Consider the following 23129-nt stretch of genomic DNA (forward strand, 5'->3'; position numbering starts at 1 on the left):
GGGGAGGCCCGGCTACAGGGCCTGTCCCGTCGAAGACGTTGCTCGACGCAGCCGCACGCGAGCACGCTTCTAGGCCAGAGAAGTCTAGCAGATCGCGGGTCAGCGCCCGCGCACGATCCGGCGCAGCTTCGCCAGCCGTGCGGACACGTCCCGCTCGTTGCCGTGTTCGGTCGGTGCGTAGTACGTCGCATCCCGGAGTTCGTCGGGGAGGTACTGCTGCTGCAGCACGCCGAGGGCGTCGTCGTGCGGGTACTTGTATCCCTTGCCGTGGCCGAGCCGTTTCGCGCCCGGGTAGTGCGCGTCGCGCAGATGCTTGGGCACGCGCCCGATGCGGCCGGCGCGCACGTCGGCGATCGCCGCATCCAGTGCCATGTACGCGGCGTTGGACTTCGGAGCCGTCGCCAGGTGCACCACGGCCTGCGCCAACGGGATGCGCCCCTCCGGCATCCCGATCAGCTGCACGGCGTCCGCCGCCGCCACCGCGACCACGAGCGCCTGCGGGTCTGCCAGGCCGATGTCCTCCGACGCCAGGATGATGATGCGCCTGGCGATGAAGCGCGGGTCCTCCCCCGCCTCGATCATGCGCGCGAGGTAGTGCAGGGAGGCGTCGACGTCCGAACCGCGCACCGACTTGATGAACGCGCTGATCACGTCGTAGTGCTCGTCGCCGTTCCTGTCGTAGCGCAGCAGGGCCCTGTCGACCGCCTGGGCGACGAGTTCGGCCGTGATCACCGGCTTCTTCTTCGACGTGGCCGGGGTCGACGACGCCGCGCTCACGGACGCGGCTTCGAGCGCGGTGAGCGCGCGCCGCGCATCCCCCGACGCCAGCCGGACGATCGCCGCCCGCGCCTCCGCGTCGAGCGTGTAGTGCCCGCCGAGACCGCGATCGTCGGCGACGGCCCTGTCGATGACCGTACCGAGGTCGTCGTCGCTGAGAGTCTCCAGAGTCAGGAGGAGCGAACGGGACAGCAGCGGCGAGATGACGGAGAACGACGGGTTCTCGGTCGTGGCCGCCACGAGGATGACCCAGCCGTTCTCGACGCCCGGGAGCAGCGCATCCTGCTGCGCCTTGGTGAAGCGGTGGATCTCGTCCAGGAACAGCACGGTGGAGACGCCGTAGAGGTCGCGGGTGGAGAGCGCCTCGTCCATCACCAGGCGCACGTCCTTCACCCCGGCTGTCACCGCGGAAAGCTCGACGAACCGGCGGCCGGACGAGTGCGCGATGGCCTGCGCCAGCGTGGTCTTGCCCGTGCCGGGAGGACCCCAGAGGATGACGGACACCGAGCCGGTCTCCCCGCTCTGGTCCGACGCGAGGCTGACCAGCGGCGATCCTGGACGCAGCAGGTGCTTCTGTCCGGCCACCTCGTCGAGCGACTTCGGCCTCATCCGCACAGCGAGAGGCGTCGCTCCGGTGCGGAGCCCAGGTTGCACGTCGACCACCTGACCAGGCTAGTCGCTCCCACCGACACTCCCGCTGCCGCTCCCCTGCCGCCGAACCTGGGAGCGGCGACTTTGCCGCTCAGAGGCGGGTCCAATAGGGTTCATCCTGATCCTCGGGCGTTGCGCGACGGGTCGAGTATTTCGCACGACGGCGCGCTCCGGAGGACACACGTGGCACCAAACAAGCAGAACGACCGCGAAGCCAGGCAGGCACGGGAGCGGTTGCGCGCGTATCAGGCGCGGCAGACCGTCCACGAGAAGAAGGTCAAGCGGCGCGTCAGGGACAACTGGCTCGCCGGCGTCGCCGTCCTGATCGTCGTCGTCCTCGCCATCGGAACGCAGCTCCTCTTCTTCGCGAAGCCCGGCACGCCGACCGCCTCCGGCTCCCCGTCGCCGTCCGCGTCCTCCGCCGCCCTCACGCTTCCGCCGAAGACGCTCGCCGAGGACCGCACGTGGACCGGCACGATGACGATCAACGGCATCCCGCTCGGCGTCGAGCTCGACGGTGCGAAGGCGCCGCAGGCCGTCTCGTCGACCATCGCGCTCACCCAGAAGAAGTTCTACGACGGCCTCACCTGCCACCGCCTCACCAACGGCGGCTTCTACGTGCTGCAGTGCGGCGACCCGAAGGGCGACGGAAGCGGCGGCCCGGGATACTCGTACGGCCCGATCGAGAACGCGCCGAAGGACGACAAGTACCCGGCGGGCACGATCGCGATGGCCAGGCAGAGCAACAACGCCAGCAGCCAGGGAAGCCAGTTCTTCATCGTCTACAAGGACACGACGATCGGCTCGGACAGCGCGGGCGGATACACCGTGATCGGCAAGGTCACGAGCGGTCTCGACACCCTGATCTCGGACGTCGCCGACAAGGGAACGGCCAACGGACAATCCGACGGAAAGCCGGCGGTCGCCACGAAGATCGACAGCTTCACCGTGAAGTGACGCACGAGGTCGGGCCGACGGCTGCACGCCGCGCCCTCGTGCAATAGGCTATTTCGCAACCGTGGGGCGTTCTGCGCCCGCACCGCACATCAGCAAGGTGAGGCTCTTGGCTACAACTGATCAGCAACCGTGGGGTCGTGTCGATGAGACCGGCACCGTCTTCGTCCGCGAGGGTGAGAGCGAGCGGGCCGTCGGCCAGTACCCCGACGGAACTCCCGAGGAGGCGCTCGCGTACTTCGAGCGCAAGTTCACCGACCTCGCCGGTCAGGTGACGCTCCTCGAGCAGCGCGCCCGTCGCGGAGCCCCGGCCTCCGACATCGCCAAGGCCGTCGCGACCCTCCGCACCACCATCGACGGTGCGAACGCCGTCGGAGACCTCGCCTCCCTCGCCACCCGGCTGGATGCGCTCGGCGGCACCGTCGAAGAGCTCACCGAGCAGCAGACCGCAGAGGCCAAGGCCGCTATCGAGCAGGCCGTCGCGGAGCGCACCGCCATCGTCGAGGAGGCAGAAGCCCTCGCCGCCGAAGATCCGGCCCGTACGCAGTGGAAGCAGACGACGGCAGCACTGGATGCACTGTTCGCCCGCTGGCAGAGCCACCAGCACGACGGTCCTCGCATCCCCAAGAATGAGGCCAACGAGCTGTGGAAGCGGTTCCGCGCCGCCCGCTCCACCATCGAGCACAACCGCAAGGCCTTCTTCGCCGAGCTGGACAACCAGCACCGCGACGTGCGTGCCCGCAAGACGGCGCTCATCGAGCAGGCGGAGGCGCTCATCCCGCGCGGTGCCGACGGCGTGCCGGAGTACCGCCAGCTGCTCGACCAGTGGAAGCTCGCCGGTCGTGCAGGCAAGCGCAACGACGACGCGCTGTGGGCGCGCTTCAAGGCGGCCGGCGACGCCATCTACTCCGCGAAGGCGGAAGTGGATGCGCGCGACAACGTCGAGTACGAAGCCAACCTCCAGCTCAAGCTGGCCCTCCTCGACGAGGCGGAGCCGCTGCTGAAGGCCACGAACCGCGAGTCCGCCCGCAACGCACTGGTCTCCATCCAGCAGCGCTGGGACGAGATCGGCCGCGTGCCGCGCGAGCAGGTGCGTCCGATCGAAGACCGTCTGCGCAAGGTCGAGGCCGCCGTCCGCAAGCTGGACGAAGAGCACTGGGAGAAGAACAACCCGGAGAAGAAGGCCCGCTCCGAGGGTCTGGCGAGCCAGCTCAACGCCGCCATCGCCAAGCTCGAGCAGGAGCTCGACGACGCGAAGGCGAGCGGCGACGCACGCAAGGTGAAGGAAGCGCAGGAGGCGCTCGACGCCAGGAAGATCTGGCTCGACGCCCTCGGCTAATCCGCCGAGTTCTTCACAGGCCGCCGAATCTGCACAGATTCGGCGGCCTGAGTCTTTTCCGCGTCCCCCCACCGCACAGTGGATGCATGACAGCACTCCTCCCCCGCCTCCTCGGTCCCGACGTCCTCCCTCTCGCCGAACTGATGGCGCTCTGCCTCGACGGCCAGCTCTACCGGGTGGGCGATTCGTTCGCCACGCTCGACACTCCGGAGTCCGCGGAGCTGCGCGCCCACGCGTTCACCGCGCAAGCCCCGCCGTACGTGATCGCCGACAGGGGCACGGCGGCGTGGATCCACGGGGCGCGCGCCTCTCCGCCCGCCCGCCTGCAGGTGTGCGTCGACACGCGCAACCGCGGAGGGCGCATCCCGACGGAATTCGACAGCAGGCAGTCGACGTTCGCGCGCGGCGACGTTGAGCGCGTCGGCGCTGCGCGGGTCACGTCACCGGAGCGCACGGCGCTCGACCTGATCTGCGCCGACGGACGGTTCCCGCCAGACACCGCAGCGCAGGTGCGCCACCTGCTCGGCATCTCCGGCGTCTCCGTGGCCGCCCTCCGCTCCCGGATGCGCGCATCACCGCGCTGGGGCGCCCGCCGCTCCCTGGCGCGCGTCGACCGCCTCACCGCCCTGGCCGAGTTCGCGGTCCGGCCTCGGCGCCGTGCCCAGACAGCTCCGCGTCTCGCGGTCAGCCCGCGCTGACCCGGTAGACGTCGTAGACGGCGTCGATCCGTCGCACGGCGTTCAGCACCCGGTCGAGGTGGGTGGTGTCACCCATCTCGAACACGAACCTGCTGAGCGCGAGGCGGTTGCTCGACGTCGTCACCGTCGCAGAAAGGATGTTCACATGATGCTCGGACAGCACGCGCGTCACATCGGAGAGCAGACCGGACCGGTCGAGCGCCTCGACCTGGATCTGCACCAGGAACACGCTCTTCGAGCTCGGCGCCCACTCCACGTCGATCATGCGGTCGGGTTCCTGCATCAGCGACTGCACGTTGTGGCAGTTCGACTGGTGCACCGAGACACCGGCTCCCCTGGTGATGAATCCGACGATGGGATCGCCGGGCACCGGGGTGCAGCACTTGGCCAGCTTGACCAGGATGTCCGGTGCGCCGCGCACGAGAACGCCCGAGTCGCTGTCGCGCAGCTTCCGCGAACGCCCCTTGACGGGCAGGTCGATGTCACCGGCGTCGGACTCCGCCTCGGTCTGCACGGAGGCGACGATCTTCTCGATCACCGACTGCGTGGAGACGTGCCCCTCGCCGACGGCCGCGTACAGCGACGAGACGTCGTCGTACTTGAGCAGCGAGGCCACCTCGATCAGCGAGTCCTGCGACATCAGCTTCTGCAGGGGCAGGTTCTGCTTGCGCATGGCGCGCGCGATCGCGTCCTTGCCCTGCTCGATCGCCTCGTCGCGGCGCTCCTTGGTGAACCACTGACGGATCTTGTTCCGCGCCCGAGGGCTCTTGACGAAGTTCAGCCAGTCCTGGCTCGGACCGGAGTCGGGGTTCTTCGAGGTGAAGACCTCGACCACATCGCCGGTCGTCAGCGAGCTCTCCAGCGGCACCAGGCGGCCGTTGACCTTCGCCCCCATCGTGCGGTGGCCGACCTCGGTGTGCACGGCGTACGCGAAGTCCACGGGGGTCGCACCGGCCGGCAGGCCGATCACGCGACCCTTGGGCGTGAAGACGTAGACCTCTTTGGCGCCGATCTCGAAGCGCAGGGAGTCGAGGAACTCGCTCGGGTCCGCGGTCTCCGCCTGCCAGTCCGAGATGTGGGCGAGCCAGGCGAGGTCGGTCTCCGAGCGGGCCGGCCCCCCGGCGCTCTTGCCGGTGGTCTGTTCCTTGTACTTCCAGTGCGCAGCCACACCGAGCTCCGCGCGCTGGTGCATCTCCTCCGTGCGGATCTGGATCTCCACGGGACGGCCCTCCGGACCGACGACCGTGGTGTGCAGCGACTGATACAGGTTGAACTTGGGGGTGGCGATGTAGTCCTTGAACCGGCCGGGCATCGGCGTCCACCTGGCGTGGATCTGGCCGAGCACCGCGTAACAGTCGCGCACCGAGTTGACCAGGATGCGGATGCCGACCAGGTCGTAGATCTCGTCGAACTCGCGGCCCCTGACCACCATCTTCTGGTAGATCGAGTAGTACTGCTTCGGGCGGCCGACGACCTTGCCGCGGATCTTGGCGGCCTTCAGGTCGTCGTTGATCGCGTCGATGACCTGCTGCACCAGGCGCTCGCGCTCCGGCGTGCGCTGACGCACCAAGCTCTCGATCTCGGCGTACAGCTTCGGGTAGAGCACCGCGAACGACAGGTCCTCGAGCTCCCACTTGATCGTCTGAATGCCGAGGCGGTGCGCCAGCGGAGCATAGATCTCCAGCGTCTCCGTCGCCTTGCGGGTCGCGGAGGCGGCGGGCACGAAGCCCCAGGTGCGCGCGTTGTGCAGGCGGTCGGCCAGCTTGATGATCAGCACGCGGATGTCCTTCGACATCGCCACGATCATCTTGCGGACCGTCTCGGCCTGGGCGCTGTCGCCGTACTTGACCTTGTCGAGCTTGGTGACGCCGTCGACCAGCATCGCGATCTCGTCGCCGAACGCATCCCGCAGTTCGTCGAGCGTGTACTCGGTGTCTTCCACCGTGTCGTGCAGGAGCGCGGCGGCGATCGTCTTGGCCCCGATGCCGAGGTCGGCGAGGATCTGCGCGACAGCGACGGGATGCGTTATGTACGGCTCGCCGGACCGGCGCTTCTGGCCGGAGTGGGCGCGCTCCGCCACGGCGTACGCGCGCTCGATCAGCGAGAGGTCGGCCTTCGGGTGGTGCAGGCGCACCGTGCGGATCAGGGTGTCGACCGCGCCAGCGGGCTGAGCGCGGGAGAAGATGCGGGGAACGAGACGGCGCAGCGAAGCGGCCTGTGGTGTCGAAGTATCAACCATGTGCGCGCCTCCTGTCGTCCATTATCGCCGTCCTCCCACCCTGTTCTGACACAGGGCGGATTCCGGCGGTCAGGCGACCGCCCCCGGCGAGCCGTCGTCGCGCACCACGGGCGCTCCGCTCGCCTGCCAGGCGTACATCCCGCCGGCGACGTTGGCCGTCGGATAGTCCGCACGGTTCAACGCATCGGTCGCGAGCCGCGACCGGCCTCCGGAGAGGCAGACCACCAGGATCTGCTGATCCTCCGGCAGCTCGTGCTGGCGCGACTCGATCTCGTACAGCGGGATGTGGTGAGCGGCGGGTGCGTGCCCGGCCTCCCACTCATGCGCCTCACGGACATCGAGCAGCCAGGCCGAACCCGACTCGACGAGCTCGTGCGCGCGCTCGGCGCTCACCTCGTCTTCCGACAGATAAGAACCGCTCACGCTCTCCTGCTATTCCGCCGCGACCGGCACGGCTTCGGGCTGCACAGCAGCCTTCGGACGGATGGCGAGCACCTTCTGGTCGTGCTTGCGCACGGCTGCCTCGCCCTCGCGGAACTGCGAGTACATCGGCGCGGCCAGGAAGATGGTCGAGTACGTGCCGACGATGATGCCGATGAGCAGCGCGAGCGAAATGTCGCGCAGCGTGTCTGCACCGAGCCAGAACGCACCGATGAAGAGGATCGAGGCGACGGGGAGCACGGCGACGACGGCGGTGTTGATCGAGCGCACCAGGGTCTGGTTCACCGCGAGGTTCACCGACTCCGCGAACGTGCGTCTCGTGAGGTCCATCTCCTCCTTGGTATTCTCGCGCACCTTGTCGAACACCACGACGGTGTCGTAGAGCGAGTATCCGAGGATGGTCAGGAAGCCGATCATGGTCGCCGGGGAGATCTCGAACCCGACGAGCGCGTAGATGCCCGCCGTGATGATGAGGTCGTGGAACAGCGAGATGATGGCCGACGCCGACATCTTCCAGGTGCGGAAGTACAGCGCCATCGCAATGAATGCGAGGAGCAGGAACACCACGAGACCCTGGATGGACTGCTGCGTGACGTCGGCGCCCCACGACGGGCCGATGAACGTGGAGGCCACCTCGGTGACCGGAACGTCGTACGCCTTCGCCAGCGCGTCGGCGACCTGCTTGGTCTGCGCTTCGGAGAGCTGGTCCGTCTGCACGCGAACGGCGTCGGAGCCGACGGAGCTCACGTGGGCCACGGCGTCCGGGACGACGCTGGTGAGCGCCTCCTGGGCCTTCGCCTGGTCGGTGGTCTCGACGTTCGTCACCGTGAACTGCGAACCGCCGCGGAACTCGATGCTGAAGTTGAAGCCGCCCTTGAGCACGGGGATCAGGATGGAGATGATGACCATCGCTGCCGCGATGGCGTACCAGATCTTGCGCTTGCCGACGAAGTCGAACGAGCGTGCGCCGGTGTAGAGGTCGTTTCCGAACTTGGTGAGTCGGCTGGCCATCAGGAGTCCTTCCCCTCGGTCGAGCGATCAGAGGACGTCGATGACGACGACGCGGAAGCACCGGCGAGCTCTGCAGCCTTGCGCTCGGCGATGGTCTGGCGGCGAGCCGCCTCCTTGCTGCTCGACGCTGCCTTGCCCGCGCTGACGGTGACCGTCGGCTTGCGGAACTGGGCTGCGCCGCGGTACACGGCGCCAAGGGCCTGCGGGTCGAGACCGGAGGCCTTGTGACCGGTGCTGAAGAACTTGGTGCGCGCGAGCAGCTGCAGCGTCGGGTGCGTGAAGAGCAGCACCACGATCACGTCGATGATGGTCGTGAGACCGAGCGTGAACGCGAAGCCCCGGACGTTCGCCGCGGCGAGCACGTAGAGCACGATGGCGGCCAGGAGGTTGGTGGCCTTCGACGCGTAGATCGTGCGGCGGGCGCGGGTCCAGCCCGCCTCGACGGCGGACTCGAGCCCTCTGCCGTCGCGCAACTCGTCACGTATTCGTTCGAAGTAGACGATGAACGAGTCGGCTGTGAATCCGATGGCGACGATCAGACCCGCCACACCTGCCAACGACAGTCGGTAGTCGTAGTGCCACGACAGCAGGGAGATCGTCAGCAGTGTGAGCACCGCGGCGACCACCAGCGAGATGATCGTCACGAAACCGAGCAGACGGTACTGGAAGAACGTGTAGATGGCGACGAGCAGGAGGCCGATCGCGCCGGCGATCAGACCGCTCATCAGCTGAGTCGATCCGAGGGTGGCCGAGATGGTGTCCTGACTCTGCACCTTGAAGCTGAACGGCAGGGCGCCGAACTTCAGCTGGTCGGCCAGCGCCTTGGCGGTCGACTCGGTGAAGTTACCGGTGATCTGCGGGCGGCCGTCCGTGATGACCGCGTTCGTGGTCGGTGCCGAGATGACCTTGCCGTCGAGCACGATCGCGAACTGGTTCTGTGCGCCCTGCAGTCCGTTGAGGCGGGTGGTCACATCCGCGAACGCCTTGGTGCCTGCGTCGTTGAAGATGATGTTGACAGCCCACTGGCCGTTGCTGACACCGCTGGAGGACTGGGCGAGGCCGCTGTTCGCGTCTTTGATGTCCTGGCCCTTCACCTCGACGGGGCCGAGGAGGTACTTGACCGTCTTGGCGTCGTCACAGGTGATGAGGGGCTTGTCCGTCGGCGCCTGGTTGACGTTCTCCAGGTTGGCCGTGGTGCACGAGAACGCGTCGAACTGCGCCTGCAGCTCCGGCGTGACCCAGGCCAGGTCGCTGCCGTTCGTCGGCTTGGTGGACGGCGTCGACTGCAGTCCGGGAGCCGGGCTCGGGGCAGGGGTGCTCTTGCCGTCAGCTCCGACGACCTCGTTGGTCGGCCCGCTGGTGGCGAGGACGGGACGGAAGTCGAGGCGCGCGCTGGCCTTCACCCGGTCGAGTGTCGCCTGGTCCGGCGTTCCGGGCAGGGACACGACGATGTTCCGCGATCCCTCTGTGGAGATCTGCGCTTCCGAGACGCCGGAGGCGTCGATGCGCTGGCGGATGATCGAGACGGCCTGGTCCAGCTGCTGCTGCTGGACGGTCTGACCGTTCTCCACCTGCGGGGCCAGGATGATCTGCGTTCCACCCTCGAGGTCGAGGGCGAGCTTGGGCAGCCAGGTGGCATTTCCCCAGATGACACCGGCCGTGAGGACTCCGAGGAGAACCACCACGATGGCGCCAAGCCAACTCAACGAACGCCAGGCTTTCTTGACCGGGGTCGACTTTGCCACCTAGGTACTCAGCTTTCTACGCGCGCGACGACGCCGGCACCGGCGCCGTCGCACAAAGGGATTAACGGATCAGTCGTCGCTCTTCGAGCCGGGCTTCTTCGAAGCGTCGTCGAGACGCTCGCCGAACTCGGGCTCGGACAGGGGGATGGCGTTGTCTTCGTTGAGCTGCGGCTCGGACGAGACCACGTCGGCCGCTGCCGGCTCCGGGGTCGTCGGCTCGACGACGCGGGCGAGCACCTGGCGGTGCACCTTGAGGACGGTGCCAGGGCTGGTCTCGACGAGGGCCGTGTTGTCGTCTTCGTTGACGGAGAGAAGCGTGCCGTACAGGCCGAAGTTGGTCATGACCTCTGCGCCAGGGACCATCTTCGAGCGCGTCTCAGCCTGCTCTTTCTGGCGCTTGCGGCTGTTGCGGAACATGAAGAAGATGAGGGCCGCCAAGATGACGACCATCACAATGGTTAACGGGTCAATGGGCATGAAATCTGCCAAACCTTCCGGTGGGGTTTGTGGGAGTGGCCGAGAGGCCAGCTTGAATTATATGTCATCTATCAGTGATGGTTGCTGTGAGAGTCCTAGCTTGGGGCCGGGGAGCCCGAAGTGACGCCACGCAGCGGGGGTCGCCACCCGCCCTCTGGGGGTGCGCGAGAGCAGTCCGATCCGCACCAGGAAGGGCTCGACGACCGATTCGATCGTCTCAGCCTCCTCTCCGACGGAGACCGCGAGGGTGTTCAGGCCGACCGGACCGCCCTCGAAACGTTCGAGGATGGCGGTGAGGACCGCGCGGTCGAGGCGGTCGAGACCGAGCGCATCCACGTCGTAGAGGTCGAGCGCTGCGCGGACGGCGGCGACATCGGCCTCTCCGCCGTGCACGAGCGCGTAGTCGCGCACGCGCCGCAGCAGGCGGTTGGCGATCCGCGGCGTTCCGCGGCACCGGCCGGCGATCTCGGCGAGAGCGGCCTTGTCGACCTGGAAGTCGAGCATGACCGCCGCGCGGGTGAGCACCTGGGTCAGCTCCGCCTCGTCGTAGAACTCGAGGTGGGCCGTGAAGCCGAAGCGGTCGCGCAGCGGGTTCGGGAGAAGCCCGGACCGCGTCGTCGCCCCGACCAGGGTGAACGGCGCGAGGTCGAGCGGGATGGACGTGGCGCCCGCTCCCTTGCCGACCATGATGTCGATCCGGAAGTCCTCCATCGCGAGGTAGAGCATCTCCTCGGCGGAGCGCGCCATGCGGTGGATCTCGTCGATGAAGAGCACCTCCCCCGGCGTCAGCGACGACAGCAGCGCCGCGAGGTCGCCGGCGTGCTGGATGGCCGGGCCGCTCGACAACCGGAGCGGACGCTCGCTCTCGTGCGCCACGATCATCGCGAGCGTGGTCTTTCCGAGTCCGGGAGGACCGGCGAGCAGGATGTGGTCCGCCGTGCGGTCCTGCATCTTCGCCGCGGTGAGCAGCAGCTGAAGCTGACCGCGCACCTTGGCCTGGCCGACGAACTCGGCCAGCGAGCGCGGGCGGAGCGCTCCCTCGAAGGCGAGCTCGGACTCCGACTCGAGTTCGGGGGTCGTGAGGTCGTCGTCGCTCATCGGGCCACCTGCCCTCGCTGCGACGATGCACCGGTCTGCGCCGCGGGCCCGAGTCGCGCCAGGGTGAGCCGAAGCAGGGTCTGCACGCTGTCACGCAGCTTCTCGTCCGTGTCGGCGACGACCTCGGCCACCGCTTCCGCCGCCACCTTCTCGGGCCAGCCGAGACCGACCAGCGCCACCAACACACTGTCCCCCACCGACGACGGAGCGCCCGGCTTGCTCACGGCGACAGGAGCCCTGCGGGTCACGGCGAGCTTGCCTGCGAGCTGCACGACGATCAGCTTCGCCGTCTTCGGGCCGATGCCGGACACCTTGCGGAACGGCGCGTCGTCATCGGCGGCGACCGCCTCGGCGATCTGGTCGGGGGCGAGCACGGACAGCACGCCGATGGCGGACTTCGGACCGACGCCGGACACGCTCGTCAGGAGTTCGAAGACCTGCAACTGCTCGACATCGGCGAAGCCGAAGAGCTGCAGGGCGTCCTCGCGGACGATGAGGGAGGTGTACACGAACGCTTCGTCTCCGACGCGCAGGGACAGCACGTGGTCGGGAGTCAGCTGCACGGAGAACCCGACACCGCCGACCTCGATCACGGCCGAGCCGCCTGCCGCTTGGAGCACCGCGCCGCGGAGGGAGGAAATCACTTGGCCAGCCTACGGGGCACCGCCGACGCCCGGGTGGAGCGTTCCGCGGCGCGCCACGCGGCCTGCGCGGGGGTCAGCGACCGCGCATCCACTGCTCCGGCCGATGCCGGTGCTGCGGGGGCGCCGCGCCAGGCGTGGCAGATCGCGATGGCGAGCGCGTCGGCGGCGTCGGCCGGTTTCGGCACCTCCGCCAGGCCCAGGATGCGCGCGACCATCGTCTGCACCTGCCGTTTGTCCGCCGAACCGTATCCGGTCACAGCGGCCTTCACCTCGGACGGGGTGTGCAGCGCGACGGGCAGCCCGCGCTTCGCAGCGGCGTGCAGCGCGACTCCGCTCACCTGGGCGACCCCCATCACCGTGTGCAGGTTCTGCTGCGCGAAGACGCGCTCGATGGCGACCGCCGCCGGACGATGGGCGTCGAAGAGCCGTTCCAATTCGTCTCCGACGGCGAGCAGTCGCTGTTCGAGCGGCATCGTCGGCGGAGTGCGCACCACGACCACCTCGACGAGCGTCGCCGTGCGGTCGGGTCGCACATCCACGATCCCGACGCCGCAGCGGGTCAGACCGGGGTCGATGCCGAGTACGCGCACCGACATGGCCTGTCGCTACTCGTCTTCGCCGAGCTCGGCCTGGACCTCGGCGGTGAGGTCGAGGTTGGTGTAGACGTTCTGCACGTCGTCCGAGTCTTCGAGCGCGTCGATCAGGCGGAACACCTTGCGGGCGGTCTCCGCGTCCGCCTCGATGTTGAGGCTCGCGACGAACTCGACGTCGGCGGAGTCGTAGTCGATCCCCGCGTCCTGCAGGGCGGTGCGGGCGGCGACCAGGTCGGTCGCCTCCGTCTGCACCTCGAACGACTCACCGCGGTCGGTGACCTCTTCCGCACCGGCGTCGAGGACCGCCGTGAGCACGTCGTCCTCCGTCAGGCCGTCCGCGTGCGGGACGACGATGACGCCCTTGCGGTGGAAGTTGTACGCGACGCTGCCCGGGTCGGCCATAGTGCCGCCGTTGCGCGTCATCGCCGTGCGGACCTCGGCGGCCGCGCGGTTCTTGTTGTCTGTCAGACACTCGATGAGGAGGGCGATGCCGTTGGGACCGTATCCCTCGTACATGATCGTCGCGTAGTCGATGGACTCACCGGTGAGTCCGGCACCGCGCTTGACGGCGCGGTCGATGTTGTCGTTGGGGACCGAGGTCTTCTTCGCCTTCTGGATGGCGTCGACCAGGGTGGGGTTGCCGGACAGGTCGGCGCCGCCCATCTTGGCCGCGACCTCGATGTTCTTGATCAGCTTGGCGAACGACTTGGCGCGGCGCTGGTCGATGACCGCCTTCTTGTGCTTGGTCGTTGCCCACTTGGAATGCCCGGACACTGGTGCTCCCTCAGTTACGTCTAAAGATCCTGACCATTGTAGGACGCGCCGGGCCCCACTTCCCCGCACGACGCCCGTGGATGCGCGACGCCGCGTGCCAGTGGGACGCTTAGGCCGCGCTCTCCGCGCGCTCGCGGACCAGCCCGAGGAAGTACTCGTGGAACCGCGTGTCCCCGGTGATCTCCGGGTGGAACGACGTGCCGATCAGGTTGCCCTGCCGCACGGCGACGACACGCCCGTCGTCCAGTTGCGCGAGCGGCGTCGCCTTCTCGCCGACGCTCTCCACGATCGGCGCCCGGATGAACACGGCGTGCATCGGCTCCTCGCCGACCGCCGGGATGCGCAGGTCGGTCTCGAACGAGTCGAGCTGCGAGCCGAACGCGTTCCGCCGCACGGACACATCCAGCCCGCCGAGGCTCTCCTGGCCGCGGATGCCGTCGAGCACACGGTCGGCCAGCATGATGAGCCCGGCGCAGGTGCCGTACACCGGCAGCCCGCTCGCGATCGCCTGCTTCAAAGGTTCGGCCATCCCGAAGGTGCGGGACAGCTTGTCCATCACGCTGGACTCGCCGCCGGGGATGACCAGCCCGGCCACCTCCGCCAGTTCGGCGGGTCTGCGCACCGGCACCGCGTCGGCGCCCAGCCCGCGCAGGACCGCGATGTGCTCGCGGAAGTCTCCCTGCAGGGCCAGGACGCCGACCGGCGCCGTCGATTCCGCCGTCACTTACCAGCCGCGCTCGGCGAGACGGTGCGGTGCTGCGAGGTCGGCGACGTTGATGCCGACCATCGCCTCGCCGAGTCCGCGGGACACCTCGGCGATGACCTTGGGGTCGTCGTAGAAGGTGGTGGCCTTCACGATCGCCGCGGCGCGCTGCTCGGGGTTGCCCGACTTGAAGATGCCGGAGCCGACGAACACGCCGTCCGCGCCGAGCTGCATCATCATCGCGGCGTCCGCGGGAGTCGCGACGCCACCGGCCGTGAACAGCACGACGGGGAGCGAGCCGGTCTCCGCGATCTCGGCCACGAGGTCGTACGGCGCCTGCAGCTCCTTGGCCGCGACGTACAGCTCGTCTTTGCTCATCGCGCTGAGAGCGGCGATCTCCGACTTGATCTTGCGGATGTGCTTGGTCGCCTCGGAAACGTCTCCGGTGCCCGCCTCGCCCTTGGAGCGGATCATCGCCGCACCCTCGTTGATGCGGCGCAGCGCCTCACCCAGGTTGGTCGCACCGCAGACGAAGGGGACGGTGAAGCCCCACTTGTCGATGTGGTTGACGTAGTCGGCGGGCGAGAGCACCTCGGACTCGTCGATGTAGTCGACGTCGAGCGCCTCGAGCACCTGCGCCTCGACGAAGTGGCCGATGCGGGCCTTCGCCATGACCGGGATGGACACCTCGGCGATGATGGCCTCGATCAGGTCGGGGTCGCTCATCCTGGCGACGCCGCCCTGGGCGCGGATGTCGGCGGGAACGCGCTCGAGTGCCATGACGGCGACGGCGCCGGCGTCCTCGGCGATGCGCGCCTGCTCGGGGGTGACGACGTCCATGATGACGCCGCCCTTCAGCATCTCTGCCAGGCCTCGCTTGACCCGGTTCGATCCGGTGGCGGCGCTCTGTTCGGTGTCAGCCATCGTGGTCCTCTCGTCTGGAACTAATTCATCTTTGACCTATGCCAAACGATAGCACCCGGCCTCGCGCTCGCTAAACTCGGGAGCGTCATGGAACAGATCATCACAGGCACGACGGCCGCGGAGATCGCGGACAGCGTGCGCGGACTGCACGAGCGCGGCGAACTCCGCACCGGGGACGCACTCCCCCCTGTCCGCGAGCTCGCCGCCCTGCTCGGCGTGAACCGCAACACGGCCGTCGCCGCATACCGGATGCTCGCCCAGGCCGGCGTCGTCGTCGCGCGCGGCAGGGCCGGCACGGTCGTCGCCGGGCACGAGGCCGTCGCCCAGGAGGGCTACGCGGCCGACACGGTGCTGCGCGACATCGGCACGGGCAACCCGGACACCCGCCGCATCCCGGACCCGAGCAGAGCGCTCGCCCGCGCGGCCGGCCGGCCCGTGCTCTACGGCGAGCCGGTGATCGACCCCGCCCTCGAACGCCACGCCCGCGACTGGGCGGCCGCCGACCTTCCCGGCGTCGACCTCCGGATCACCGTCACCAGCGGCGCCGTCGACGCCGTCGAGCGCCTGCTCGCCCAGGCCCTGCTCCGCGACGACGCCGTCGCGCTCGAAGACCCGTGCTTCCTGGCGAGCATCCACACGGTGCGGCTCGGCGGCTACCGGGCGGTCCCCGTCCCCGTCGACGCGGAGGGGATGACCGTCGCCGGTCTGAAGGACGCCCTCGACGCCGGCGTGCGCGCGATCATCTGCACCCCGCGCGCCCAGAACCCGACCGGCTCGACCCTCACGCCGCGGAGGGCCGCCGCCCTGCGCGAGCTGCTCGCCGAGCATCCATACGTCCTTGTCATCGAGGACGACCACTTCTCGATGCTGTCGCAGCGTCCGTACGAGACGTTGATCGGCCCGGCCCACCGCCGGTTCGCGCTCGTCCGCTCCGTCTCGAAGTTCCTCGGCCCCGACATGTGCCTCGCCATCGCGGCGACCGACCCGGAGACCGCCGAACGCCTCGCCCTGCGGCTCAGTCCGGGCACCACCTGGGTGAGCCACCTGCTGCAGCGCCTCGTGCTCGCGCAGCTCACCGACGAGGCCGTACAGGTGCAGATCGCGGAGGCCGGGCGCCACTACGCGGAGCGCAACGCGGCGTTCGCGGCACTGCTGGGCGAGCGCGGACTCCCGACCGAGGCGGGCGACGGCCTCAACCTCTGGGTCGAGCTGCCGATCGAGGCGAAGACGGTCGCCGAACGTCTCATGCGGCGCGGCTGGCTGGCACGCACCGGCGACGAGTTCCTGCTCACCGAGCGTGCTGCGCCCTCCCACCACCTACGGCTCACCGTCCACGACCTCACCGAGGACGAGACGCTGCGGCTGGCCGACGACCTGGCCGACGCCGCCCGCTGAACACCGCAGCGGGATGAGCGCCACCCGAAGGGATGAGAGGATCGAGGGATGAAGATCCTCTCCATCCAGTCCGCGGTGGCGTACGGCCACGTCGGCAACTCCGCAGCCGTCTTCCCGCTCCAGCGCATCGGGGTGGAGGTGCTCCCCGTCTACACGGTGAACTTCTCCAACCACACCGGTTACGGCGCCTGGCGCGGGCCGCTGATCGCCCCGGAGGATGTGCGCGAGGTCATCACCGGCATCGAGGAGCGCGGCGTGCTCGGGCAGATCGACGCCGTGCTGTCCGGATACCAGGGCGGCGAGGGCATCGGCGACGTGATCATCGACGCGGTCGCGCGGGTCAAGGCCGCCAACCCGGATGCGGTCTACGCCTGCGACCCGGTGATGGGCAATGCGAAGTCCGGATGCTTCGTCGCCCCGGCCATCCCGGACCTGCTGCGCGACAGGGTGGTTCCGGTCGCCGACATCATCACGCCGAACCAGTTCGAGCTCGGGTTCCTCACCGGCACATCGCCGGACACGCTCGAGTCCACCCTGGAGTCGGTGGATGCTGCGCGCGCGATGGGCCCGGGCACCGTGCTGGTCACGAGCGTCGAACGCCCGGACGCCGAGCCGGACACCATCGAGATGCTCGCCGTCGACGGCAGCGGCGCCTGGATCGTGCAGACCCCGCGGCTGCCGATGAAGGCGAACGGCTCCGGCGATGTCACGGCCGCCCTGTTCACGGCGCACTACCTGCGCGACGGCAGTGCGGAGTCCGCGCTCCGCAAGACGGTGTCGAGCGTCTACGACCTGCTGAGCAGGACGCTCGAGTCCGGGGAGCGGGAGCTGCAGCTCGTCGAGTCGCAGGAGTTCTACGCCCACCCGCGCGAGCAGTTCGCCGTGCGCCAGGTGCGCTGAACGGGGCCGCATCCCGAGCGTCGGCCGGACTCCGTTGACGCGGAGATCGCGCCGCTCGCCGCCAGATGCTCCGTCCGAACGGAGTTCGGCGCGGCGAGTCCGCCGCGCGCTCCGCTGGAACGGAGAACGGCGTTGGAGCGGAGTTCAGCGGCGGCGCCGTCGCGTTCTCCGGCTGAGCGGAGAACGTGGCCGGAAACACGCCGGACTCCGCTGGAGCGGGGAACGGCGGGGCCGGGTCGGCGGGGCGGCCGGTCAGTCCTTCGGCCAGGCGTCCGCGATGGCTGCGCGGACGTCGCCGAGCAGCTGCGGCAGCGCCTTCGTCTTCGCGATGATGGGCAGGAAGTTCGCATCCTGAGCCCACCGCGGCACGATGTGCTGGTGCAGGTGCGCGGCGATCCCCGCGCCGGCGATGGCGCCCTGGTTCATGCCGATGTTGAAGCCGTCGTTCTTGGACACCTGCCGGATGACCCGCATCGCCGTCTGGGTGATGCTGCCGATCTCGGCGACCTCCTCCGGCGTCGCCTCGTCGTAGGTGGCGATGTGGCGGTACGGGCAGACCAGCAGGTGGCCGCTGTTGTACGGGAACAGGTTGAGCAGCGCGTACGCGTGCGTCCCGCGCGCCACGATCAGCGCATCCTCGTCGCTCATGCTGGGCGCGACGCAGAACGGGCAGTCGTCCGCGCCCGGCTGCTGGCCGTTCTGGATGTAGACCATCCTGTGCGGTGTCCAGAGGCGCTGGAACTCGTCGGGAACGCCGACGAGGTAGCCGGGGTCGTCGATGCGGACGTCCCCGGCTCCCCCGGCTCCCCCGGATGCTGCGGCGGCGTCCGCTCCGGATGCGGCGGGAGTCCCGTCCGCTCCGGAGGCGTCCGCGTAGTCGTCGAGGCTCAGTCGAGCCATGCCGTGTCGACCTGCTCGTGCTTCTCGATCGCGGAGACGATCCGCTCGATCGCCTCGTCGACCGTCACGCCGTTGCGCTGCGTGCCGTCGCGGAAGCGGAAGCTGACCGTGCCGGCCGACGCGTCCTCCTCGCCGACGATGAGCTGGAACGGCACCTTCGCCTTGGTGTGCGTGCGGATCTTCTTCTGCATCCGGTCGTCGGAGTGGTCGACCTCTGCACGGACGCCCTTCGCCTTGAGGCGGGAGATCACGTCGTCGAGGAACGGGCCGAACTGGTCGGCGACCGGGATGCCGACGACCTGCACCGGGGACAGCCACACCGGGAACGCCCCGGCGTAGTGCTCCAGCAGGATCGCGAAGAACCGCTCGATCGACCCGAGCAGCGCGCGGTGGATCATCGCCGGCTGCTTGCGCGTTCCGTCGGCCGCCGTGTACTCCAGCTCGAACAGCTCGGGCTGGTTGAAGTCGAGCTGGACGGTGGACAGCTGCCAGGTGCGGCCGATCGCATCCCGTGCCTGCACCGAGATCTTGGGGCCGTAGAACGCCGCTCCACCTGGGTCGGCGACGAGTTCGAGACCGGACTCCACCGCGACCTGCCGCAGCGTCTCGGTCGCCTGCTCCCAGCTCTCGTCGGAGCCGACGTACTTGTCCGGGTCCTTCGTGGAGAGTTCGAGGTAGAAGTCGGTGAGGCCGTAGCCGCGCAGGGTTTCGAGCACGAATTCGAGCTGGCGCGCGACCTCGTCCTTGATCTGCTCGTCGGTGACGTAGATGTGCGCGTCGTCCTGGGTGAGGCCGCGCACACGAGTCAGGCCGGACAGCGTGCCGCTCTTCTCGTAGCGGTACACGGTGCCGAACTCCGCCAGCCGCAGCGGAAGCTCACGGTAGCTGCGCCCGCGCGCCCGGTAGATCAGGTTGTGCATCGGGCAGTTCATGGGCTTGAGGTAGTAGTCCTGGCCCTGGCGGGTGACGTGACCCTCCGCATCCACCTCTTCGTCCAGGTGCATGGCGGGGAACATCCCGTCCTTGTACCAGTTGAGGTGCTGGCTGATTTCGTACAGCCGGCCCTTGGTGATGTGCGGGGTGTTGACGAGCTCGTAGTCGTTCGCGATCAGGCGCTCGCGCATGAAGTTCTCGATCTCGTTGCGGATGATGCCGCCCTTGGGGTGGAACACCGCCAATCCGGAGCCGATCTCCTCCGGGAAGCTGAACAGGTCCAGCTCTGAGCCGAGCTTGCGGTGGTCGCGCTTGGCGGCCTCCTCCATGCGGGTCTGGTATGCGCGCAGCTCGTCCTTGGTCGGCCAGGCCGTGCCGTAGACGCGCTGCAGCTGCTTGTTCTTCTCGTTGCCGCGCCAGTACGCCGCCGCGACGCGGGTGAGCGACCAGCCGTTCCCGATCATCCGGGTGTTGGGCAGGTGGGGGCCGCGGCAGAGGTCCTTCCAGACCGTCTCCCCCGTCTTCGGGTCGACGTTGTCGTAGATGGTGAGCTCTGCACCGCCGACCTCGACGGACTCGCTCTCGTCGAACGCCGCGGTGTCTCCGTGGACGACGCCGCCCTTGAGCCCGATGAGTTCCAGCTTGTACGGCTCGTTCGCGAGCTCTGCGCGCGCCTCGTCGTCGGTGACGACCCTGCGCACGAAACGCTGGCCGGCGCGCACGATGCGCGACATCTCCTTGTCGAGCGCCTTGAGGTCTTCCGGGGTGAAAGACTCTGCGACGTCGAAGTCGTAGTAGAACCCGTCGGTGATGGGCGGCCCGATGCCGAGCTTCGCCTCCGGGTTGATCGCCTGAACGGCCTGCGCGAGAACGTGCGCGGTCGAGTGCCGCAGGATGTTCAGTCCATCCGAGGAGTCGATGGTCACCGGTTCGACGGTGTCCGTGGTCGTGACCTGCGTTGCGAGATCTTTCAGCTCGCCGTTGACGCGCATCGCGACAACGGAACGGTCGGTGAAGAGCTCGAAGCCGTCAGCCACCTTTTCCACTCCTTGGATCGATTGAATCGGAACCGTTCAAGCTTAGTGCGCGCGGGGTGGGTGGCTTTTCCCGTCAGAAGTCGAAGAGGCCCCCGAACGGCTCCTCGTCGTCGCCGGTGTCGCGCGGGTCGAACTGGACGGTCTCGACGGAGATCACCACCTGGCTCCGCGGGGTGATGAGCACACTCACCGCTCGATTGCCGACCACGGTGAAGCTGACGAACCGTCCGGACGACGCAGCGGCCGCCTCGATCCGACTCTGCAGGTCCTCAATATCCTGGCCCTGCGCCAGGAAATAGCCGGTGCCATTGATCGCTACGGTCGTTCGGACCATTGTCTGCATTTCAATCATCACGGACAACGTACCCCTTCGGCCTGCTGCGATGAACCCGTGAACCATCCCAGCGGATGATGCGCATTGGCGCGTGGCCGCGAAGACTGGCAGGGAGGGGGAAGATGCACACACGGTCTCAGAGGCGGGGCCTTCGTGCCGCGTTCACCGTCGCCGGTGCACTGATGGTGGCGTACGGCCTGTATGCAGGCTTCAGTATGATCGCGTCTGCGACGACCAACACCTGCCGGCAGGAAGGTCCGTCCTCACCCCTCGCGGTCATCAGCGAGGGCGGCGACGTCGTGAATCAGAGCCTCAGCGGATGGCCGCTGGGCCGCGCGTGCGAGTGGCGGCGTGCCGATGGCAGCGGGACCGTCACGACACACAGTGGCAGCGCCGACAGCACGGCCGGCGTGTACGGCGCCATCCTGATCGGCGCCGGTCTGCTCGCGCGAGGAGTGTGGCGGGGGCCGACGGGCTGGTCGCACTCGGAGGGTTCGTCGTCACGGTGATCGCACTGCTCGTGGTTGCGGGAGGTCGCGCTTCTGGCGGAGAGGCCCACCGCGGGAGTCAGGATCCGAGCTTGCGCAGCAAGGCAGGAACCTGCGCGAGCAGTGCGCGCTCGTTCGCGTCGAGCCGGTCCTCGATGCCGCGCGCGACGGTGTCCCGCCGAGCCGTCCGGTCGGCCTCGAGGGCCGCCTGACCTCGTTCGCTCAGGGAGATGACCCACCCGCGTGCATCGGCGGGATTGCGCATCCGGTGGACGAGCCCGTGCGATTCGAGTTCGGCGACCGCCCTGCTCATGCCCTGATGCCGGACGCCGCGGGCAGCAGCGAGTTGCGCGATGGTCTGCGGGCCCCTCCTCTCCAGTTGGCTCAGAGAGTCGGCCTTGACGCGAGGAAGAACATCGGTTTCGGCGCGCGTGGCGCGGACGAACTCACCGACGGCGAGCCGGAGGTCCTCTGCGAGGTCGAGATAAGACATGGTCACCCTCCCATTCAACGCGTCAGAGCGCGGCTGATTCGCCCGGGCGAAGTGCAACGAGCGATACCCCGGTCACTCCGTCTGCGCCGAGAAACGTCGACGCCGACCCCCTGCCGATCTCGGAGAGCATGATGTCGTGCACGAGCACGGTCTGCGTGGGACTCACCGCCGCGATGAAGTCGATCGCTTCGCCGATCTTGACCCAGGGGCCGCTGACCGGCACAAGCAGGGTGTGGACCGCAAAGGGCGGAACGGCATATGAATCCCCGGGATGGAAGACAACCTCACCGATCAGGTAGCCGACATTGTGCGGCACCGGGATGCGCGGGTTGATGAGCGCATGATCGCCACCGAATGCACGAACGGAGATATCTCCGACGGCCCAGGCATCGCCGTCCTCAACGCGCACGAGCTGCGCCTTCCCCAGGCCGGCGGTCACGAGCGCGTCCACCACCGAACCCGGTCCGTAGAGAACGAGTCCTGGAACGGCCGCCAACGCATCCCGCACAGCATCGAGGTCGAAGTGATCGAAGTGATCGTGAGTGACGAGCACCGCGGTCGCGCCGGCGAGCAACTCGCGAGCATTGGGAGTGAAGACACCCGGATCGACGAGCACGACGGTTTCGTCCTGCTCGATGACGACGGTGGCATGGGCGTGCCTGGTGAGTTCCACGGTGGCGACCTTTCAGATGTGCACGTCGGTTGTGTCCATCTAAATATACAACACTGTTGTATTCCCTCAGGACCCCGCGCGACCGCCCTCCGGCACTCCCGCCGCCTCGATCGGACGGTGGATCGTGAGGACCTGGTCCGGACGGTCCGCCACCCGGAACGAGGCGTAGCTGAGCAGCAGGATCTGTCCGGAGAGCGTGCGCACGCGTTTCGCTCCGGCGCGATTTTCGCCGATGTCGTAGCGGGGCCACCATTCCCGGGCTTCGGGGCTCGCGTCGAGGAGCTCGCTCTGGACGCGCGCGAGCGTGGCTGATCCCGGATGCCGCCCGGCGCTGGTGCGGAAGCGGGCGAGCACCCCCTGGGCGATCCCGCTCCAATCGCAGAGCGCATCTCGGGCCGCGGGCGCCAGGAACACCCAGAGGACGAGGTTGGGGTCGGGCGCGGTGGTGGCATCCCGGAACAGGTCAGCGGCCGATTCGTTCCAGGCGAGCAGCTCGAACGCGCTCCCCGTCACGTACGCGGGGTTGGGCTCCACCATGCGCAGCACGTCCGCGACCTCCGGGGCGACGCTGCGGTCGTCGCCCTCCTGGAGGGCGGGCACGTCCGAGGAGAGGGCAAGCACGTAGCTGCGTTCGGCATCGTCGAGCCCGAGTGCCTCCGCGATCGCGCCGAGCACCTGCTCCGACGGGTTCACATCCCGCCCCTGTTCGAGGAAGGTGTACCAGGTCACGCTGATTCCCGCCACGGCGGCAAGCTCCTCCCGGCGCAGGCCAGGGGTGCGCCGTCGAGAGGAACCGGGCAGACCGACCTGCTGCGGTGACGTGCGTTCGCGCCGCGACCGCAGGAAAGCGCCGAGCTCCCGTCGGCGCTGGATGTTCGGGTCGGTAAAGGTGATCGTCATACCAACAC

Annotated in this window: 24 protein-coding genes; 6 read left to right on the plus strand and 18 right to left on the minus strand. The window is 68.5% G+C overall.

Translation table 11 applies throughout. The features are described 5' to 3' along the window. Positions 1-99 precede the first annotated feature (99 nt). A complete protein-coding gene (locus B7438_RS02440; protein ID WP_085367758.1) occupies positions 100-1440 on the minus strand; it encodes a replication-associated recombination protein A in 1341 nt (446 codons plus the stop codon). Between the two features lie 171 nt (positions 1441-1611). On the opposite strand from B7438_RS02440, the gene B7438_RS02445 reads away from it, so the two are divergent. The 3 genes from B7438_RS02445 to B7438_RS02455 all read left to right on the plus strand — a co-directional run bounded on the left by B7438_RS02445 (position 1612) and on the right by B7438_RS02455 (position 4419). Beyond that, on the plus strand, positions 1612-2385 hold the full coding sequence (locus B7438_RS02445; RefSeq protein ID WP_085367759.1) for a peptidylprolyl isomerase: 774 nt from the start codon (positions 1612-1614) through the stop codon (positions 2383-2385). Positions 2386-2491: 106 nt separating this feature from the next. Further along, entirely contained in the window at positions 2492-3721 is a 1230-nt protein-coding gene (locus tag B7438_RS02450; RefSeq protein WP_085367760.1) for a DUF349 domain-containing protein, read from the plus strand. Positions 3722-3807: 86 nt separating this feature from the next. Further along, entirely contained in the window at positions 3808-4419 is a 612-nt protein-coding gene (locus tag B7438_RS02455; RefSeq protein WP_085367761.1) for a type IV toxin-antitoxin system AbiEi family antitoxin, read from the plus strand. On the opposite strand, the gene B7438_RS02460 is transcribed toward B7438_RS02455, so the two are convergent. The 11 genes from B7438_RS02460 to pdxS all read right to left on the minus strand — a co-directional run bounded on the left by B7438_RS02460 (position 4406) and on the right by pdxS (position 15068). After that, a complete protein-coding gene (locus tag B7438_RS02460) occupies positions 4406-6658 on the minus strand; it encodes a bifunctional (p)ppGpp synthetase/guanosine-3',5'-bis(diphosphate) 3'-pyrophosphohydrolase (protein ID WP_085367762.1) in 2253 nt (750 codons plus the stop codon). The genes B7438_RS02455 and B7438_RS02460 overlap by 14 nt on opposite strands. A 69-nt stretch (positions 6659-6727) precedes the next feature. Further along, positions 6728-7081, minus strand: coding sequence for a rhodanese-like domain-containing protein (locus tag B7438_RS02465; protein ID WP_085367763.1), 354 nt, complete (start codon positions 7079-7081; stop codon positions 6728-6730). Between the two features lie 9 nt (positions 7082-7090). Then, complete coding sequence (secF, locus tag B7438_RS02470; RefSeq protein WP_085367764.1) at positions 7091-8110, minus strand: protein translocase subunit SecF; 1020 nt, start codon at positions 8108-8110, stop codon at positions 7091-7093. Further along, on the minus strand, positions 8110-9855 hold the full coding sequence (gene secD / locus B7438_RS02475; RefSeq protein ID WP_085367765.1) for a protein translocase subunit SecD: 1746 nt from the start codon (positions 9853-9855) through the stop codon (positions 8110-8112). Before secD ends, secF begins: the two co-directional genes overlap by 1 nt. A gap of 69 nt (positions 9856-9924) precedes the next feature. After that, positions 9925-10305, minus strand: coding sequence for a preprotein translocase subunit YajC (gene yajC / locus B7438_RS02480; protein ID WP_247597077.1), 381 nt, complete (start codon positions 10303-10305; stop codon positions 9925-9927). A gap of 84 nt (positions 10306-10389) precedes the next feature. Continuing rightward, positions 10390-11430: a Holliday junction branch migration DNA helicase RuvB gene (gene ruvB / locus B7438_RS02485; RefSeq protein ID WP_085367767.1), complete on the minus strand. Its 1041-nt coding sequence runs from the start codon at positions 11428-11430 to the stop codon at positions 10390-10392. Continuing rightward, positions 11427-12074 carry a Holliday junction branch migration protein RuvA gene (gene ruvA / locus B7438_RS02490; RefSeq protein WP_085367768.1) on the minus strand — a complete coding sequence of 216 codons (648 nt, stop codon included), beginning with the start codon at positions 12072-12074 and terminating at the stop codon, positions 11427-11429. Before ruvA ends, ruvB begins: the two co-directional genes overlap by 4 nt. After that, positions 12071-12664, minus strand: a complete 594-nt coding sequence (gene ruvC, locus B7438_RS02495) for a crossover junction endodeoxyribonuclease RuvC (protein ID WP_179150707.1) — start codon at positions 12662-12664, stop codon at positions 12071-12073. Before ruvC ends, ruvA begins: the two co-directional genes overlap by 4 nt. A 15-nt stretch (positions 12665-12679) precedes the next feature. After that, positions 12680-13441, minus strand: coding sequence for a YebC/PmpR family DNA-binding transcriptional regulator (locus B7438_RS02500; RefSeq protein ID WP_085367770.1), 762 nt, complete (start codon positions 13439-13441; stop codon positions 12680-12682). 109 nt (positions 13442-13550) lie between these two features. Next, positions 13551-14165 carry a pyridoxal 5'-phosphate synthase glutaminase subunit PdxT gene (gene pdxT, locus B7438_RS02505; RefSeq protein ID WP_085367771.1) on the minus strand — a complete coding sequence of 205 codons (615 nt, stop codon included), beginning with the start codon at positions 14163-14165 and terminating at the stop codon, positions 13551-13553. Then, the gene (pdxS, locus tag B7438_RS02510; protein WP_085367772.1) at positions 14166-15068 is read right to left on the minus strand and encodes a pyridoxal 5'-phosphate synthase lyase subunit PdxS; all 903 of its coding nucleotides are present in this window, start codon (positions 15066-15068) and stop codon (positions 14166-14168) included. Positions 15069-15155: 87 nt separating this feature from the next. Between pdxS and B7438_RS02515 the strand changes: the two genes are divergently transcribed. Continuing rightward, complete coding sequence (locus tag B7438_RS02515; protein ID WP_085367773.1) at positions 15156-16463, plus strand: aminotransferase class I/II-fold pyridoxal phosphate-dependent enzyme; 1308 nt, start codon at positions 15156-15158, stop codon at positions 16461-16463. Positions 16464-16511: 48 nt separating this feature from the next. Next, a complete protein-coding gene (gene pdxY, locus B7438_RS02520; protein ID WP_085367774.1) occupies positions 16512-17363 on the plus strand; it encodes a pyridoxal kinase PdxY in 852 nt (283 codons plus the stop codon). A gap of 252 nt (positions 17364-17615) precedes the next feature. Here pdxY and B7438_RS02525 read toward each other — a convergent pair whose 3' ends face one another. The 3 genes from B7438_RS02525 to B7438_RS02535 all read right to left on the minus strand — a co-directional run bounded on the left by B7438_RS02525 (position 17616) and on the right by B7438_RS02535 (position 20567). Beyond that, positions 17616-18263: an HIT domain-containing protein gene (locus B7438_RS02525; RefSeq protein ID WP_085367775.1), complete on the minus strand. Its 648-nt coding sequence runs from the start codon at positions 18261-18263 to the stop codon at positions 17616-17618. Continuing rightward, entirely contained in the window at positions 18251-20233 is a 1983-nt protein-coding gene (gene thrS, locus B7438_RS02530; RefSeq protein ID WP_085367776.1) for a threonine--tRNA ligase, read from the minus strand. Before thrS ends, B7438_RS02525 begins: the two co-directional genes overlap by 13 nt. Before the next feature lie 73 nt (positions 20234-20306). Beyond that, entirely contained in the window at positions 20307-20567 is a 261-nt protein-coding gene (locus tag B7438_RS02535) for a hypothetical protein (protein WP_256921836.1), read from the minus strand. A gap of 122 nt (positions 20568-20689) precedes the next feature. On the opposite strand from B7438_RS02535, the gene B7438_RS02540 reads away from it, so the two are divergent. Further along, entirely contained in the window at positions 20690-21076 is a 387-nt protein-coding gene (locus tag B7438_RS02540) for a hypothetical protein (RefSeq protein ID WP_085367778.1), read from the plus strand. A gap of 58 nt (positions 21077-21134) precedes the next feature. Here B7438_RS02540 and B7438_RS02545 read toward each other — a convergent pair whose 3' ends face one another. The 3 genes from B7438_RS02545 to B7438_RS02555 all read right to left on the minus strand — a co-directional run bounded on the left by B7438_RS02545 (position 21135) and on the right by B7438_RS02555 (position 23121). Beyond that, the gene (locus B7438_RS02545; protein ID WP_085368092.1) at positions 21135-21548 is read right to left on the minus strand and encodes a MarR family winged helix-turn-helix transcriptional regulator; all 414 of its coding nucleotides are present in this window, start codon (positions 21546-21548) and stop codon (positions 21135-21137) included. 22 nt (positions 21549-21570) lie between these two features. Then, positions 21571-22221, minus strand: a complete 651-nt coding sequence (locus B7438_RS02550; RefSeq protein WP_085367779.1) for an MBL fold metallo-hydrolase — start codon at positions 22219-22221, stop codon at positions 21571-21573. Between the two features lie 66 nt (positions 22222-22287). Continuing rightward, positions 22288-23121: a helix-turn-helix transcriptional regulator gene (locus tag B7438_RS02555; RefSeq protein ID WP_085367780.1), complete on the minus strand. Its 834-nt coding sequence runs from the start codon at positions 23119-23121 to the stop codon at positions 22288-22290. Positions 23122-23129 lie beyond the last annotated feature (8 nt).

The organism is Leifsonia sp. NCR5, assembly GCF_002105485.1.
Classification (GTDB): Bacteria; Actinomycetota; Actinomycetes; order Actinomycetales; family Microbacteriaceae; genus Leifsonia.